The following is a 14,927-nucleotide window of genomic DNA, read 5'->3' as shown; positions in this document are numbered from 1 at the left end:
GCCATGATGGGACCGGCACACTCTCTGTCAGGGGCAGCGGCCTGGCTGGGGGTGGGCGCCGCGGCTGCCGCCGCGGGCCACACGATGCCCTGGCCCGTCCTCGTCGTGGGGGCACTGATCTGCGCGGGCGCCGCGCTCGCCCCCGACCTCGACCACAAGTCCGCCACGATCTCGCGTGCCTTCGGCCCCATCTCCAAGGGCGTGTGCGAGATCGTCGACAAACTCTCGTACGCCGTCTACAAGGCGACCAAGGGAGCCGGCGACCCGCGCAGGACCGGCGGACACCGAACCCTCACCCATACCTGGCTCTGGGCGGTGCTGACCGGCGGGGGAGTCTCTCTCGCGGCGATCACCGGCGGCCGGTGGGCGGTCCTGGCGATTCTTTTCGTCCACCTCGTGCTGGCCGTCGAGGGACTGCTGTGGCGGGCCGCGCGCATGTCCAGCGACGTCCTCGTCTGGCTGCTCGGCGCGACCAGCGCGTGGATCCTGGCCGGGGTGCTCGACAAGCCGGGCAACGGTTCGGACTGGCTGTTCGCCGAGCCCGGCCAGGAGTACCTGTGGCTGGGGCTGCCGATCGTCCTCGGGTCCCTCGTCCACTGCATCGGGGACGCGCTCACCGTCTCGGGCTGCCCGATCCTGTGGCCGATCCCGCTCGGCCGCAAGCGGTGGTACCCGCTCGGCCCCCCGAAGTTCATGCGCTTCAGGGCCGGCAGCTGGGTGGAGATCAAGGTGCTGATGCCCGCGTTCATGGTGCTCGGGGGAGTGGGCGCGGCCGCGGCGCTCAACTTCATCTGACCGCCGCGCGCCCGTTCCGGGGGCGGTGCGCCCCGAGCCGTAGCACCATGAGCCCATGCTGCTGGCCCGGCTCGCCCACGTGTCCCTCGAGGTCGCCGCTACGTCGGCACGGACCCGGAAGGTCGCCCTGCTCGCCGGACTGTTCCGTGAGGCCGGTCCCGACGACGTCCCCGTAGTCATCCCGTATCTCGCCGGCCGCCTCCCACAGGGGCGGCTCGGCATCGGGTGGAGCACCCTGGGCGATCCGGTGGCGCCCGCGGACGCCGCCACGCTGACGGTGACGGCCGTCGACGCGGAACTGACGGCGATCGGGGCTCTCTCCGGTCCCGGCTCGCAGGCCGCGCGCAAGGACCGCCTCCAGCGGCTGCTCGGCACCGCCACCGCCGACGAACAGCATTTCCTGCGCGGGCTGCTCACCGGCGAGGTGCGCCAGGGGGCGCTCGACGCCGTCGCCATCGACGCCCTGGCCGGTGCCACCGACGCGGAGCCCGCCGAGGTACGCCGCGCCGTCATGGTCGCCGGATCACTGGAGGCGGTCGCCCGCGCGCTGCTCGCGGACGGGCCCGGGGCTCTTCCCGCCTTCAGGCTCACGGTCGGCCGGCCGGTCCTGCCGATGCTCGCGCACACCGAGCGCTCGGTCACCGAAGCCATCGACAAGCTGGGGCCGTGCGCCGTCGAGGAGAAGCTCGACGGCATCCGCGTCCAGGTGCACCGCGACGGGACGCGGGTGCGGGTCCACACCCGCACCCTCGACGACATCACCGACCGGCTTCCCGAACTGGTCACGGCGGTGGCCGGTTTCGGCGGCGACCGGTTCGTTCTCGACGGCGAGGCGATCGCTCTCGGGCCCGACGGCAGACCGCGGCCCTTCCAGGAGACCGCCGGCCGGGTCGGATCCCGGCGGGATGTCGCCGCGGCGGCTGCCGAGGTCCCCGTGGTCGCCGTCTTCTTCGACGTGCTGTCCGTCGACGGACGCGAACTGCTGGATCTCCCCCTCACCGAACGGCACACGGAGCTGGCCGCCCTGGTCCCGGAGCCGATGCGGGTGCGGCGCTTCCTCGTGACGGACCCCGGCGACGAAGAGGCACGCGGGGGAGCGGTGAAGTTCTTCGAGGCCACCCTGGCGCACGGACACGAAGGAGTGGTGGTCAAGGGCCTGACCGCGCCCTACAGCGCGGGCCGGCGGGGCGCGTCCTGGCTGAAGGTGAAGCCCGTGCACACCCTCGACCTCGTGGTCCTGGCGGCCGAGTGGGGGCACGGCAGGCGCACCGGAAAACTGTCCAACCTCCATCTGGGAGCGCGGCGGCAGGACGGCTCCTTCGCCATGCTCGGCAAGACCTTCAAAGGGCTCACGGACAAGATGCTCGCCTGGCAGACCGAACGCCTGCGGGAACTGTCCACCGGCGACGACGGACACGTCGTCACCGTGCGGCCGGAGCTCGTCGTCGAGATCGCCTACGACGGGCTCCAGAGCTCCACCCGTTACCCGGCGGGCGTCACCCTGCGGTTCGCCCGGGTCCTGCGCTACCGCGAGGACAAGTCGCCGCAGGAGGCGGACACGGTCGACACGGTGCTCGGCCGACGGACCTGAACCCGGCGCCGGACGCGAGCGCGGCCCCCACCGGTACGGCGGGGGCCGCGCCTGACGCCGATCAGCCGCGGGCGGCCGTCGACGCGGTGTGCGCGCGGAGCTGTTCCGGCGTCAGATAGGCGTCGGTGTACTCGAAGTCGCGCAGAGTGGCCGCCTTGCGGGCCTGGAATCCGGTCCGTACGAAGTCGTCCCCCGCGATCGCGTTCAGCATCCAGTTCGTCAGGACCCGGGTCTTGGCGACATTGGTCCGCAGCCCCGACCAGTGGTATCCGCGTGCCACGAGCTGGGCGGGCATGCCCTTCAGCTCGATGCCCAGCGGCTTGGACACCGCGTCCCGGCCGCCGAGGTCCACGACGAGGCCGAGGTCCTTGTGGACGTACGGCTGCAGCGGACGGCCGCGCAACGCAGCGATGAGGTTGTCGGCCAGCATCCGCCCCTGGCGTATGGCGTGCTGCGCGGTGGGAGGGCAGATCGCTCCGTCGCCGGTCGCCAGGTCGGGCACCGCCGCCGAGTCGCCCAGGGCGAACACCCCGTCCGCGCCGGGCACCTGCATCTCCGGCGTCACCGCGAGCCTGCCGCGTACCGTCTCCGCGTCGAGGGTGGCCACGAGCGGGCTGGCCGCGACCCCGGCGGTCCAGATGAGCGTGCGGCAGGGCAGCACCCGGCCGTCCGTGAAGGTCACCTTGTCCGGTGCCGCCTCGGCCACCGAGACACCGAGAGACACCTCGATGCCGCGCTTGCGCAGGATCTCCAGCGCGGTCAGACCCAGCTTGTCGCCGAGCTCCGGCATGAGCTTGGGCGCGATGTCGATCAGATGCCACTTGATCAGCTTCGGGTCCAGCCGGGGGTAGTGCCGGACGGCGTTGGCGGTCAGCCGCTGCAGGCAGGCGGCGGTCTCCGTGCCCGCGTATCCGCCGCCCACCACCACGAACTGCAGGCGGGACTCCCGCTCCGCCTCGTCCTGGCTGGCATCGGCCAGGTCGAGCTGGGAGATGACGTGGTCCCGGATGTAGGCGGCCTCGGCCAGCGTCTTCATCCCCCGGGCGTTGTCGGTCAGCCCAGGGATGTCGAACGTCCGGGTGACGCTCCCGGCGGCCAGCACGAGGTGGTCGTACGGTTCGTTCACGATCTCATCGGTGATCTTGCGAATGACGCAGATCTTCGCCTTGGTGTCCACGCCGATGGCGCCGCCCGGCACGATCCGGGTGCGGTGGCGCCGGCTGCGGCGCAGGGAGACGGCGACCGACTGGGGGGTGAGCACCCCGGACGCCACCTGCGGGAGCAGCGGAAGATAGAGCTGGTAGGAGAACGGCGTGACGAGGGCGATGTCCGCCTCACCGGGGGTGAGGCTGCGTTCCAGCCGACGCACGCACTCGACTCCGGCGAAGCCTGCACCGACAACGAGGATCCTGGGTCGTGCCACGGTGTGCGTCCCTTCTCGGGCTTACGCGGTCATCGCTCACCTGCCCCGTATCCGGGGCCAGTCACTCCTCATCCTTACCGGAGGGGCCGCAGTCCGCCTCTTGTGAGGCGGCGGCCGGAGAGTCACTCCGGCCACCGCACAGGGTCATCCGTGCCAGGACCGCCACAGCGCCGCGTACGCGCCGTCCGCCGCCACCAGCTCGTCGTGGCTGCCCAGCTCGCTGATCCGGCCCTCCTCGACGACCGCGATCACATCCGCATCGTGCGCCGTGTGCAGCCGGTGCGCGATCGCGATCACCGTCCGGCCGTCCAGCACCCGGGCCAGTGAACGCTCCAGGTGCCGTGCCGCCCGAGGATCGAGCAGCGACGTCGCCTCGTCCAGCACCAGGGTGTGCGGATCCGCCAGCACCAGCCGGGCCAGGGCGATCTGCTGCGCCTGCGCCGGAGTGAGGACCACACCGCCCGAGCCGACCTCCGCGTCCAGACCGTCCGCCAGGGCCTTGGCCCAGCCGTCCGCGTCGACCGCCGCGAGCGAGGCCCACAGCTCCGCGTCCTCGGCGCCCGAACGGGCCAGCAGCAGGTTGTCCCGGAGCGAGCCCACGAACACATGGTGCTCCTGGTTCACCAGAGCCACATGGGTTCGTACCCGCTCCGCCGGCATCCGGGACAGCTCCGCCCCGCCCAGCGTGACCTCACCGGTCCGGGGTGCGTAGATCCCGGCCAGCAGACGCCCCAGAGTGGACTTGCCCGCACCGGACGGCCCGACCAGGGCGAGCCGCGTACCCGGGGCCACGTCCAGGGACACCTCGTGCAGGACGTCGACACCGGCGCGGTAACCGAAGCGCACCTCCTCGGCCCGTACCTCCCGGCCGTCCGGCCCGACCGCGTCGTCGCCCGCGTCCGGCTCGATCTCCCGTACACCGACCAGCCTGGCCAAGGACACCTGGGCGACCTGCAACTCGTCGTACCAGCGCAGGATCAGACCGATCGGGTCGACCATCATCTGAGCCAGCAGCGCCCCCGTCGTCAGCTGCCCGACGGTGAGCCAGCCCTCCAGCACGAACCAGCCGCCGAGCAGCAGCACCGCGCCGAGAATCGTCACGTACGTGGCGTTGATGACGGGGAACAGCACCGAACGCAGGAACAGCGTGTACCGCTCCCACGCGACCCACTCCTTGACCCGCCGGTCGGAGAGCGCGACCCTCCCCGCTCCCAGCCGGTGCGACTCCACGGTCCGGCCGGCGTCGACGGTCTCGGCGAGCATCGCCGCGACCGCCGCATACCCGGCCGCCTCCGAGCGGTACGCGGAAGGCGCCCGCCGGAAGTACCAGCGGCAGCCGACGACCAGCACCGGCAGCGCGATCAGCACGGCGAGAGCGAGCGGCGGGGCGGTGACCGTGAGCGCACCGAGCAGCAGCCCGGCCCACACGACACCGATCGCCAGCTGCGGCACGGCCTCCCGCATCGCGTTCGCCAGCCGGTCGATGTCCGTCGTGATCCTGGAGAGCAGATCGCCGGTGCCGGCCCGCTCCAGAACGCCCGGCGGCAGCCCGACCGACCGCACGAGGAAGTCCTCGCGCAGATCTGCCAGCATCTCCTCACCGAGCACCGCTCCGCGCAGCCGCATCGTCCGAGTGAAGACCGTCTGCACGACGAGCGCGAGGGCGAACACCCCTGCGGTGCGCTCCAGATGGAGGTCGGTGACCCCGTTCGACAGGTCCTCGACCAGTCCGCCCAGGAGATACGGCCCGGTGATCGACGCGATCACCGCGATCGCGTTGACCGCGATGAGCATCACGAACGGCTTCCGGTGACGCCGAAGCAGAGAACGCACGTACGACCGTACGGTCAGCGGCGTGCCGACCGGCAGGGTCGTCGCCGACTGCGGTGCGGCCGGGTCGTATGCGGGGGGTGCGACGCCGATCATGCCCTCTCCTCGAATTCCTCGATCGTTTCGGCCGACTGCGACGCACCGATTCCGGCGAGTCCGTCCTGCACGGCCGGTGCCGCGATCTCCGCGTCGGTCTCACGCGTGACGACCGCCCGGTACCGCGGTTCGTCCCGCAGCAGTTCGCGGTGCGCGCCGACCGCCACGACCGTGCCCGAGTGGACCAGGACCACGCGGTCGGCGAGGTCCAGGAGCAGCGGCGACGAGGCGAACGCCACGGTCGTACGGCCCTGGCGCAGCTGCTTGATCCCGGCGGCGACCCGGGCCTCCGTGTGCGAGTCGACGGCGGACGTCGGCTCGTCGAGCACGAGTGCCTCCGGGTCGGTGACCAGGGAGCGGGCCAGAGCGAGCCGCTGGCGCTGGCCACCCGACAGGGACCGGCCGCGTTCGGTGATCCGGGTGCGCATCGGGTCGCCGTCCGTGTCCACGGACGCCTGGGCCAGAGCGTCCAGCACGTCACCGCAGTGGGCGGCCGCGAGCGCGTCCTCGGCGGTGACCCTGCCCGACGACGGCACGTCGAGCAACTCCCTCAGCGTCCCCGAGAGCAGCACCGGATCCTTGTCCTGCACCAGTACCGCGGCCCTCGCCGAGTCGAGCGGCAGCTCGTCCAGAGCCACACCGCCCAGGAGCACCGAGGGTTCCGGGTCCGAGGCGTCATCCGTCTCCGCGTGCCCGCCGAGCCGCTCGGCCAGTCGGCCCGCCTCGTCGGGATCACCGCAGACAACAGCCGTGAACAGGCCACGCGGCGCCATCAGCCCGCTCACCGGGTCGTACAGATCGCCCTCGGGTGACATGGCGTCGATCGTCGAGGGCTGCGTACTGCGCCGCAGCGACAGGACCCGGACCGCACGCTGCGCCGACGGCCTCGAGAACGAGTACGCCATGGCGATCTCCTCGAAGTGCCGCAGAGGGAAGAGCATCAGCGTCGCCGCGCTGTACACGGTGACCAGCTGGCCGACGTCGATCCGGCCGTCCCGGGCCAGCGTCGCCCCGTACCAGACCAGCGAGATGAGCAGGATTCCGGGCAGCAGCACCTGGATCGCCGAGATCAGCGCCCACATCCGGGCACTGCGCACGGCGGCCTTGCGGACTTCCTGCGAGGCACGCCGGTAGCGGGCCAGGAAGAGTTCCTCGCCTCCGATGCCACGCAGCACCCGAAGGCCGGCGACGGTGTCGGAGGCCAGTTCGGTCGCCTTGCCCGCCTTCTCACGCTGGAGATCCGCCCGCCGGGTGGCGCGGGGGAGCAGCGGCAGCACGGCGAGTGCCAGGACAGGCATGGCGATCGCGACCAGCACGCCCAGCGAGGGCAGGTAGATGATGAGCCCGATGCTGATGAGCACGAGGGCGGTGGCAGCGGCGGCGAAGCGCGACAGCGCCTCGACGAACCAGCCGATCTTCTCGACGTCTCCGGTGGAGACGGCGACGACCTCTCCCGCCGCGACCCGCCGGGTCAGCGCCGAGCCGAGCTCGGCGGTCTTACGGGCCAGCAACTGCTGGACCCTGGCCGCCGCGGTGATCCAGTTGTTGACCGCTGTGCGGTGGAGCATGGTGTCGCCCACTGCGATGAGGATGCCGAGGGCAACGATGAGTGCTCCGGCCAGCGCGAGGCCCCGGCCGGAGCGTTCGACGACGGCCTGGACCGCGACTCCCACGGCGAGCGGCAGCCCGGCGATCGCGCACTGGTGCAGCAGCCCCCAGGAGAGGGATTTGAGCTGGCCGGTGAGCTGATTGCGCCCGAGCCAGAACAGAAAACGTGGGCCTGAACGGACATCGGGGTCGCCGGGATCCGAATACGGAAGATCGCGAATCTGCATGACGTTCCAAGGATCGGAAGGGGCAGAGATCCGTGACGGATCTCGTGGAACAGGAGGTGACCAAACCGTGCAAGGTTCGCGTCATGCCCCGGTCCGAAGCAAGCGATTATTGGTGGATACGCTGGCCGCCGGCGGCGGAGCGGGACGGCAGGGCGCGAGGCCGGTCCGGTCCGCCTGGTCCGTCGGGTACCCGGGCACGCGGCGGGGCTCCGCGCCCCCTTCGGCGCGGAGCCCGGTCCCGTCTACTCCGCGGGCTTGTCGGAGTCCATGCCCGCACGTGCCTTCTTCCATTCACCGCGGGTGAAGTCCGGAATCTGCTGCGGAATGCCCTTGGCCTTGATGGAGAGGTGGCTCAGGGGAACCGGCGCGGTCCAGGTGGCCGCGTCGTACACGTCGAAGTCGGGCGCGATCCCGAGCCGCATGCACTGCATCAGACGGAACACCAGCATGTAGTCCATCCCGCCGTGACCTCCGGGCGGGTTGGCGTGCTCCTTCCACAGCCAGTGGTCCCAGTCGGCGTACGCGGCGAAGTCCTTCCACTGGTCGTCGGTGTGGTCGGGCTCGAGATAGATGCGTGTCGGGTAGTCCTCGAAGACGCCCTTGGTGCCACCGAGGCTGTTGATGCGTGAGTACGGGTGGGGCGTCGACACGTCGTGCTCCAGGCGGATCACCCGGCCCTTCGCCGTCTGGACGAGACTGATCGTCCGGTCGCTCTCGATGTAGGTCTCCTTCCAGCTCGGGTCACCGGCGGGCATGTGCTGCTCGCGATACTCGGCGAGACCGCGCGCGGGTGAGCCGACGCTGGTGATACTCACCGCGCGGTCGCCGCGGTTGATGTCCATGTAGTTGGCGACCGGGCCGAATCCGTGGTTGGGATACAGATCGCCGCGCAACCGGGTGTGCCACAGGCGGCGCCACGGACCCTCGTAGTAGTCGGGGTCGAACATCAGCCCCCGCAGATCGTGGTTGTACGCGCCCGCGCCGTGCAGCAGGTCGCCGAAGAGACCGGCGTGGGCCATCCGCAGCACTCGCATCTCGTTCCGGCCGTAGCAGCAGTTCTCCAGCTGCATGCAGTGTCGCCGGGTCCGTTCGGAGAGGTCGACCAACTGCCAGAGCTGGTCGAGCTGGAGAGCGATCGGACACTCGACGCCGACATGCTTGCCGTTGAGCATGGCGGTCTTCGCCATCTCGAAGTGGAAGTCCCAGGGAGTCGCCACGTAGACGAAGTCGATGTCCCCGCGCTTGCACAGGTTCTCGTAGTCGTCCTCGCCGTTGGTGTAGACGGCGGGCGCCGGCTGACCCGCCGCCGTCACCTTCGCGGCCGCCTGTTCCGCCTTGGCCTTCACCGGGTCGCAGACGGCGACGACCTGCACTCCGGTGACGGCGAGGAAGAGATCGATCATGCTGCCGCCACGGTTGCCGAGGCCCACGATGCCGACCCGCACGGTGGAGCGTCGGTCGAAGGACACCCCGGCCATGGTGCGGCCTTGGCGAGCGGGGACGGTGGCCGCATTCGCCGCCGCTTCCGACGTAGTTGTTGCTGCTGCCGTGCCGCTGCCGAGTGTTCCGAGTCCGAGACCTGCGCCTGCTATTCCGGCCACTCCGGCTGTGCTGCGAAGCACGGAACGACGGCTCATAGAGCCGTCGTCCGTGTTCTGCGGGTCCTGGTCCTTTGGTGCGTCGTCGTTCATCGAGCCTCCAGGGAGGGGGATCTGACGGTGCGCGTAGGGGTGCGGGAACCCTTGGGAGCGTGACGGGTTCCCGAACCTCGGTAAGGACCCTGGATGGTGGGACTGCTGTTGTGCAAGGGATGCGTTTGGACGCGCGCGTGGACTCTCGCGCCGAAACCATGGACTTTTTGGCGGTGGTGCCGGAGGACGGGCGCGCCGGATACGGAGACCCGGCCGGACGTTGACGGTGCGGGGCGGCGCGCCTGGGTTCAGAGAACCGGCCGGGTCGCCCACTCCAGCTCCATCAGTGCCGAGTAGTACGTGCGGCCGGTCGCCCGGTCCATGCCGATCTCGCACATCCGGTTCGCCGACAGATACGCGTCGTACTCCCGGGTGTTCACCTCGGCCGCCTCCTTGGCGGTCGCCGAGTCGGTGAGTTCCTTGTGCAGCATGCCGCGGTCGCCCGCGAACGCGCAGCAGCCCGCGTCGTCGGGGATGACGACGTCCTCCGCGCAGGCTTCGGCGACCGTGCGCAGCTGTGCCACGTCTCCCAGATGCTCCATCGAACAGGTGGGATGCAGGACGGCCGAGCCCACTGTGCGGAACACGGTCAGCGAAGGAAGCAGCTCCTCGGCGGCCCAGACGAGCGAGTCGACGATGGTCAGCTCACCGTGCAGGTCCCGGTTGGCCTCGGTGAGATAGGGCACCACCTCGTGGGACATACCGAGCGTGCACGAGGAGGCGTCGACGACCAGCGGCAGCCTGCCACCCGCGGTCCAGCCCCAGGCCGCCTCCACGATGCGGTTGGCCATCACGGCGTTGGCCACGTCGTACCCCTTGGAGTGCCAGATCGTCGCGCAGCAGGTCCCCGTGACGTCCTCGGGGATCCACACGGGCTTTGCGGCGCGGGCCGACAGGGAGACGACGGCCTCGGCGAGCGACGGCGATCCCTCGTCCTCGGGTCCGGCGAAGATACGGTTCACACAGGCCGGGTAGTAGACGGCGTGCGCACCCGCCCGGGAGGTGGGAGGCATCCTCCGGTCGGCAGCACCGGGGATCTGAGGCAGCCACTCCGGTACCAGACCGGGGCGAACGGCCTTACGGGCCAGCCGGGTCACCGACTCGAGCAGACGGTCGCCGACCCGGTCGGAGATGGCGTCGGCAGCTGCGACCGCGAGCCGTGCCGAGACCTCCACCGCCTTGAAGTGCTTCGCCGTGAGAGCCGCGATGCGCTCCTCGCGCGGCGAGTGCCGGTGATGACGGAAATCCTTCATCATCGCGCCGGTGTCGATGCCGACCGGGCAGGCCAGCTTGCACGTGGAGTCGCCCGCGCAGGTGTCCACGGCGTCGTACCCGTACGCGTCGAGGAGACCGGCCTCCACCGGGGAGCGGTCCGGCTGGCGCATCATCTCCCTGCGCAGAACGATGCGTTGCCGGGGTGTGGTCGTCAGGTCCTCACTGGGGCAGGTCGGCTCGCAGAAGCCGCATTCGATGCACGGATCGGCGACCGGCTCGACCTTGGGGATCGTCTTGAGCCCGCGCAGATGCGCCTTCGGGTCACGGTCCAGGACGATCCGCGGCGCCAGCACCCCGTCGGGGTCGATGATCTGCTTCGTACGCCACATCAGTTCGGTGGCCTTGGGGCCCCACTCCAGCTCCAGGAACGGCGCGATGTTGCGGCCCGTGGCGTGCTCCGCCTTCAGCGATCCGTCGAAACGGTCGACGACGAGAGAGCAGAAGCTGTCCATGAACGCGGCGTACCGGTCGACGTCCGCGGACTCTGCGGCGTCGAAAGCGAGCAGGAAGTGCAGGTTTCCGTGCGCCGCATGACCTGCGACGGCGGCGTCGAAGCCATGGACGGCCTGGAGTTCGAGCAGGGCCTCACAGGCTTCGGCGAGCCGGGACGGCGGCACCGCGAAGTCCTCCGTGATCAGCGTGGTGCCCGAAGGACGGGAGCCGCCCACGGCTGTGACGAACGCCTTGCGGGCCTTCCAGTAGCCCCCGACCGTGGCGGCGTCCCGGGTGAACGCGTTGGTCACGGACACGGCCGGCACGACGAGGTCGAGCCCCGTGACGACCGAGGCCGCCGCCTGCTCGTAGGCCTGCAGAGCCGCCTCGTCCGGGGCGCGGAACTCCACCAGGAGCGCCGTCGTCCCCCTGGGCAGGGACGCCCAGTCCGAAGGGACGCCCTGGACGCGCACCGATGCGCGCAGCGTGTTGCCGTCCATCAGCTCCACGGCGATCGCACCCGCCTCGTTGAACTGCGGCACGGCCGCCGCGGCCGCGGTGAGGGTCGGGAAGAACAACAGCGCGGAGGAGACCAGGCGGTCCAGCGGCAGCGTGTCGAAGACGACCTCCGAGATGAAGCCGAAGGTGCCCTCGGAGCCGACCATCAGCCCCCGGAGGATCTCCACGGGGGTCGATCCGTCCAGGAACGCGTCGAGCCGGTAGCCGTTGGTGTTCTTGATCTCGTACTTGGCGCGGATCCGGGCGGTGAGCTGCTCGTCCGCCTCGATCTCCGCCTTGACGGCCAACAGCCCTTCGCACAGGCGCGGCTCGGCGTGACGCAGCAGCTCGTCGGCGGCCGGCTCGGCCGTGTCGACCACCGTGCCGCTCGGCAGGACGAAGGTGAGGGAGGAGACCGTGCGGTATGAATTGCGGGTCGTGCCGGCGGTCATTCCCGAGGCGTTGTTCGCGACGACACCGCCGATGGTGCAGGCGATGGCACTGGCGGGGTCGGGGCCCAGCAGCCTGCCGTGCCGGGCGAGCGTGGCGTTGGCCCGCATGACGGTGGTCCCCGGCCGGATCCGCGCCCGCGCCCCGTCGTCGAGGACTTCGACGCCTGTCCAGTGCCGGCGTACGTCGACGAGGATGTCCTCGCCCTGTGCCTGGCCGTTGAGGCTGGTGCCCGCGGCCCGGAAGACCACGTTGCGGGCCTTGCCGTGGGCGTAGGAGAGGATCGCCGAGATGTCGTCGATGTCCGTGGGGACCAGGACGACCTGCGGCAGGAAGCGGTAGGGGCTGGCATCGGAGGCGTACCGCACGAGGTCGGAGATCTTCCACAGCACCTTCTCCGCGCCGAGCAGGGCCGTCAGGTCGGCACGCAGCGGTGCGGGTGTACCCGCGGCCTTCCAGCCCGGCACCCGGTCGGGGGACGGCGCCCGTGCCGTACCAGGACGGAGGGCTTCCGGCTTCGGCTCCAGCAGCGGCATCTCAGGATCTCCTCGACGACACGGTGCGGTGCCCCGCACCGCGCCTCAGCAGCGGCGGCGCTCCGGCATCCCGTCCACCAGAGCGGTCAGCAGCCCGCCGAGCACCTCACGCTGCTCGGCGGTCAATGGAGCCAGGATCTCCTCTGCGGCGGCCTTCCGCGCGTTGCGCAGCGAACGGAGCGTCGCCCGGCCCCCCTCGGTGATCTCGATGCGGACCACCCGGCGGTTGGTCGGGTCCGGTACACGGCGCACCCGGTCATTGGCTTCCAAGCCGTCCACCAGCGTGGTGACAGCACGCGGGACGACGTCGAGGCGCTGGGCGAGATCGGCCATCCGGGGCGGGTCCTCGTAGTGCGCGACCGTGCGCAGCAGCCGGAACTGCGCAGGAGTGATGTCGATCGGCTCCAGCTGGCGGCTCTGGATGCGCTGGAGTCTGCGGGTGAGACGCAGCAGCTGTTCGGCCAGAAGACCGTCGGGGTCGGGGGAGTCCATGAGGGAACAATATCAGGACCTTGTTCATTGTGAATAGAGGTAACAATGAGCTAGGCTCCGTAAAGTCGAGGTCCAGCCCGTCCTCCGCCGCACGCCCTCCCGAGGCCTGTCGGCCACACACTGTCGAAGGAGCACATGAAACCCGACGAACCCACATGGACACCCCCTGCCGGTGATGCCCAGCAGCCCGCCGAGCTGCGCCGCATCTTCCGCCTCTTCCGCCCCTACCGCGGCAGGCTCGCGATCGTGGGGCTGCTGGTCGGCGCCTCGTCACTGGTGTCGGTCGCCACCCCGTTCCTGCTCCGCGAGATCCTGGACACCGCGATTCCCCAGGGGCGTACGGGACTGCTCACGCTGCTCGCGCTCGGCATGATCCTCACCGCCGTGATGACCAGCGTCTTCGGCGTCCTGCAGACCCTGATCTCCACGACGGTCGGCCAGCGCGTCATGCACGACCTGCGCACCGCCGTCTACACCCAGCTGCAGCGGATGCCGCTCGCCTTCTTCACCAGGACCCGCACGGGTGAGGTCCAGTCCCGCATCGCCAACGACATCGGCGGGATGCAGGCGACAGTCACCTCCACCGCGACCTCACTGGTCTCCAACCTCACCGCCGTCATCGCCACGGTGGTCGCCATGCTCGCGCTGGACTGGCGGCTCACGGTCGTCTCGCTGCTCCTGCTGCCCGTATTCGTCTGGATCAGCCGCCGCGTCGGCCGTGAGCGCAAGAGGATCACGACCCAGCGCCAGAAGCAGATGGCCGCGATGGCGGCCACGGTCACCGAGTCGCTGTCGGTGAGCGGCATCCTGCTCGGCCGCACCATGGGCCGCTCGGACTCCCTCACCAAGGGCTTCGCCGAGGAATCGGAGCGCCTTGTCGACCTCGAAGTGCGCTCCAACATGGCCGGGCGGTGGCGGATGTCGACCATCGGCATCGTCATGGCCGCGATGCCCGCCGTCATCTACTGGGCGGCCGGCCTCACCCTGCAGTCGGGTGCCACGGCCGTCTCCATCGGCACGCTGGTCGCCTTCGTCTCGCTGCAGCAGGGACTGTTCCGGCCGGCGGTGAGCCTGCTCTCCACCGGCGTACAGATGCAGACATCCCTCGCCCTGTTCCAGCGCATCTTCGAGTACCTCGATCTCGACGTGGACATCACCGAGCCCGAGAAGCCCGTCCGGCTGGAGAAGATCCGGGGCGAGGTCGCCTTCGAGAACGTCACCTTCAGCTACGACGAGAAGAGCGGCCCGACGCTGACCAGCATCGACGTGACCGTTCCCGCCGGCCGCAGTCTGGCCGTCGTCGGTCCCACCGGCTCGGGCAAGTCGACGCTCAGCTACCTGGTGCCGCGGCTGTACGACGTCACCGGCGGCCGGGTCACCATCGACGGGGTCGACGTCCGGGACCTGGACTTCGACACCCTCGCCAGGGCCGTTGGTGTGGTCTCCCAGGAGACCTATCTCTTCCACGCCTCGGTTGCCGAGAACCTTCGCTTCGCCAAGCCGGACGCCACTGACGAGCAGATCGAAGCAGCGGCACGCGCCGCGCAGATCCACGACCACATCGCATCGCTGCCCGACGGCTACGACACGCTCGTCGGCGAGCGGGGGTACCGCTTCTCGGGCGGTGAGAAGCAGCGGCTGGCCATCGCCCGCACGATTCTCCGTGACCCGCCCGTACTGATCCTCGACGAGGCGACCAGCGCCCTAGACACCCGTACGGAACACGCCGTGCAGCAAGCCATCGACGCGCTGTCGAAGGGCCGCACCACCCTTACCATCGCGCACCGGCTCTCCACCGTCAGGGATGCGGACCAGATCGTCGTCCTGGATGCCGGGCAGGCGGCCGAGCGCGGTACGCACGCGGAGCTGCTGGAGAGGGACGGCCGGTATGCGGCCCTCATCCGCCGCGACGGCGACCTCGCCCCGGCGGTCACATGAGGCGCGACGGCGACCTCGCCCCGGCGGTCACATGAGGTGCGACCG

9 protein-coding genes are annotated in these 14,927 nt (G+C 70.4%); 3 read left to right on the top strand and 6 right to left on the bottom strand.

Annotated features, from left to right (window positions below):
* Positions 1 to 3: 3 nt before the first annotated feature.
* On the top strand, positions 4 to 795 hold the full coding sequence (locus ABZS61_RS25470; RefSeq protein ID WP_356425624.1) for a metal-dependent hydrolase: 792 nt from the start codon (positions 4 to 6) through the stop codon (positions 793 to 795).
* Positions 796 to 850: 55 nt separating this feature from the next.
* Positions 851 to 2,386, top strand: a complete 1,536-nt coding sequence (locus ABZS61_RS25465) for an ATP-dependent DNA ligase (protein WP_356425621.1) — start codon at positions 851 to 853, stop codon at positions 2,384 to 2,386.
* Between the two features lie 61 nt (positions 2,387 to 2,447).
* On the opposite strand, the gene ABZS61_RS25460 is transcribed toward ABZS61_RS25465, so the two are convergent.
* From ABZS61_RS25460 to ABZS61_RS25435, 6 genes are all read right to left on the bottom strand, one after another.
* Complete coding sequence (locus tag ABZS61_RS25460) at positions 2,448 to 3,809, bottom strand: NAD(P)/FAD-dependent oxidoreductase (protein ID WP_356425618.1); 1,362 nt, start codon at positions 3,807 to 3,809, stop codon at positions 2,448 to 2,450.
* Positions 3,810 to 3,953: 144 nt separating this feature from the next.
* Positions 3,954 to 5,735: an ABC transporter ATP-binding protein gene (locus ABZS61_RS25455; RefSeq protein ID WP_356425616.1), complete on the bottom strand. Its 1,782-nt coding sequence runs from the start codon at positions 5,733 to 5,735 to the stop codon at positions 3,954 to 3,956.
* The gene (locus ABZS61_RS25450; RefSeq protein WP_356425613.1) at positions 5,732 to 7,570 is read right to left on the bottom strand and encodes an ABC transporter ATP-binding protein; all 1,839 of its coding nucleotides are present in this window, start codon (positions 7,568 to 7,570) and stop codon (positions 5,732 to 5,734) included. Before ABZS61_RS25450 ends, ABZS61_RS25455 begins: the two co-directional genes overlap by 4 nt.
* 242 nt (positions 7,571 to 7,812) lie before the next feature.
* Positions 7,813 to 9,261 (bottom strand): Gfo/Idh/MocA family oxidoreductase, encoded by a 1,449-nt coding sequence (locus tag ABZS61_RS25445; RefSeq protein WP_356425611.1) that lies wholly within the window; start codon positions 9,259 to 9,261, stop codon positions 7,813 to 7,815.
* Positions 9,262 to 9,509: 248 nt separating this feature from the next.
* Positions 9,510 to 12,452, bottom strand: a complete 2,943-nt coding sequence (locus tag ABZS61_RS25440) for an FAD-binding and (Fe-S)-binding domain-containing protein (RefSeq protein WP_356425609.1) — start codon at positions 12,450 to 12,452, stop codon at positions 9,510 to 9,512.
* A 45-nt stretch (positions 12,453 to 12,497) separates the two neighbouring features.
* A complete protein-coding gene (locus tag ABZS61_RS25435) occupies positions 12,498 to 12,944 on the bottom strand; it encodes a MarR family transcriptional regulator (RefSeq protein ID WP_356425607.1) in 447 nt (148 codons plus the stop codon).
* Positions 12,945 to 13,079: 135 nt separating this feature from the next.
* Here ABZS61_RS25435 and ABZS61_RS25430 point away from each other — a divergent pair, with 135 nt between their 5' ends.
* Complete coding sequence (locus ABZS61_RS25430; protein ID WP_356425605.1) at positions 13,080 to 14,882, top strand: ABC transporter ATP-binding protein; 1,803 nt, start codon at positions 13,080 to 13,082, stop codon at positions 14,880 to 14,882.
* Positions 14,883 to 14,927: the final 45 nt, after the last annotated feature.

The sequence above is a fragment of the Streptomyces sp. NPDC005566 genome (assembly GCF_040605575.1).
GTDB lineage: Bacteria > Actinomycetota > Actinomycetes > Streptomycetales > Streptomycetaceae > Streptomyces.
Note: the sequence above shows the minus strand (reverse complement) of the source record. Positions and strands in the feature narration are given on the sequence as shown.

Coding starts and splice junctions, on each gene's coding strand:
- ABZS61_RS25470 (WP_356425624.1), top strand. CDS start 4: ATGATGGGACCGGCACACTCTCTGTCAGGGGCAGCGGCCTGGCTGGGG.
- ABZS61_RS25465 (WP_356425621.1), top strand. CDS start 851: ATGCTGCTGGCCCGGCTCGCCCACGTGTCCCTCGAGGTCGCCGCTACG.
- ABZS61_RS25455 (WP_356425616.1), bottom strand. CDS start 5,735: ATGATCGGCGTCGCACCCCCCGCATACGACCCGGCCGCACCGCAGTCG.
- ABZS61_RS25450 (WP_356425613.1), bottom strand. CDS start 7,570: ATGCAGATTCGCGATCTTCCGTATTCGGATCCCGGCGACCCCGATGTC.
- ABZS61_RS25445 (WP_356425611.1), bottom strand. CDS start 9,261: ATGAACGACGACGCACCAAAGGACCAGGACCCGCAGAACACGGACGAC.
- ABZS61_RS25440 (WP_356425609.1), bottom strand. CDS start 12,452: ATGCCGCTGCTGGAGCCGAAGCCGGAAGCCCTCCGTCCTGGTACGGCA.
- ABZS61_RS25435 (WP_356425607.1), bottom strand. CDS start 12,944: ATGGACTCCCCCGACCCCGACGGTCTTCTGGCCGAACAGCTGCTGCGT.
- ABZS61_RS25430 (WP_356425605.1), top strand. CDS start 13,080: ATGAAACCCGACGAACCCACATGGACACCCCCTGCCGGTGATGCCCAG.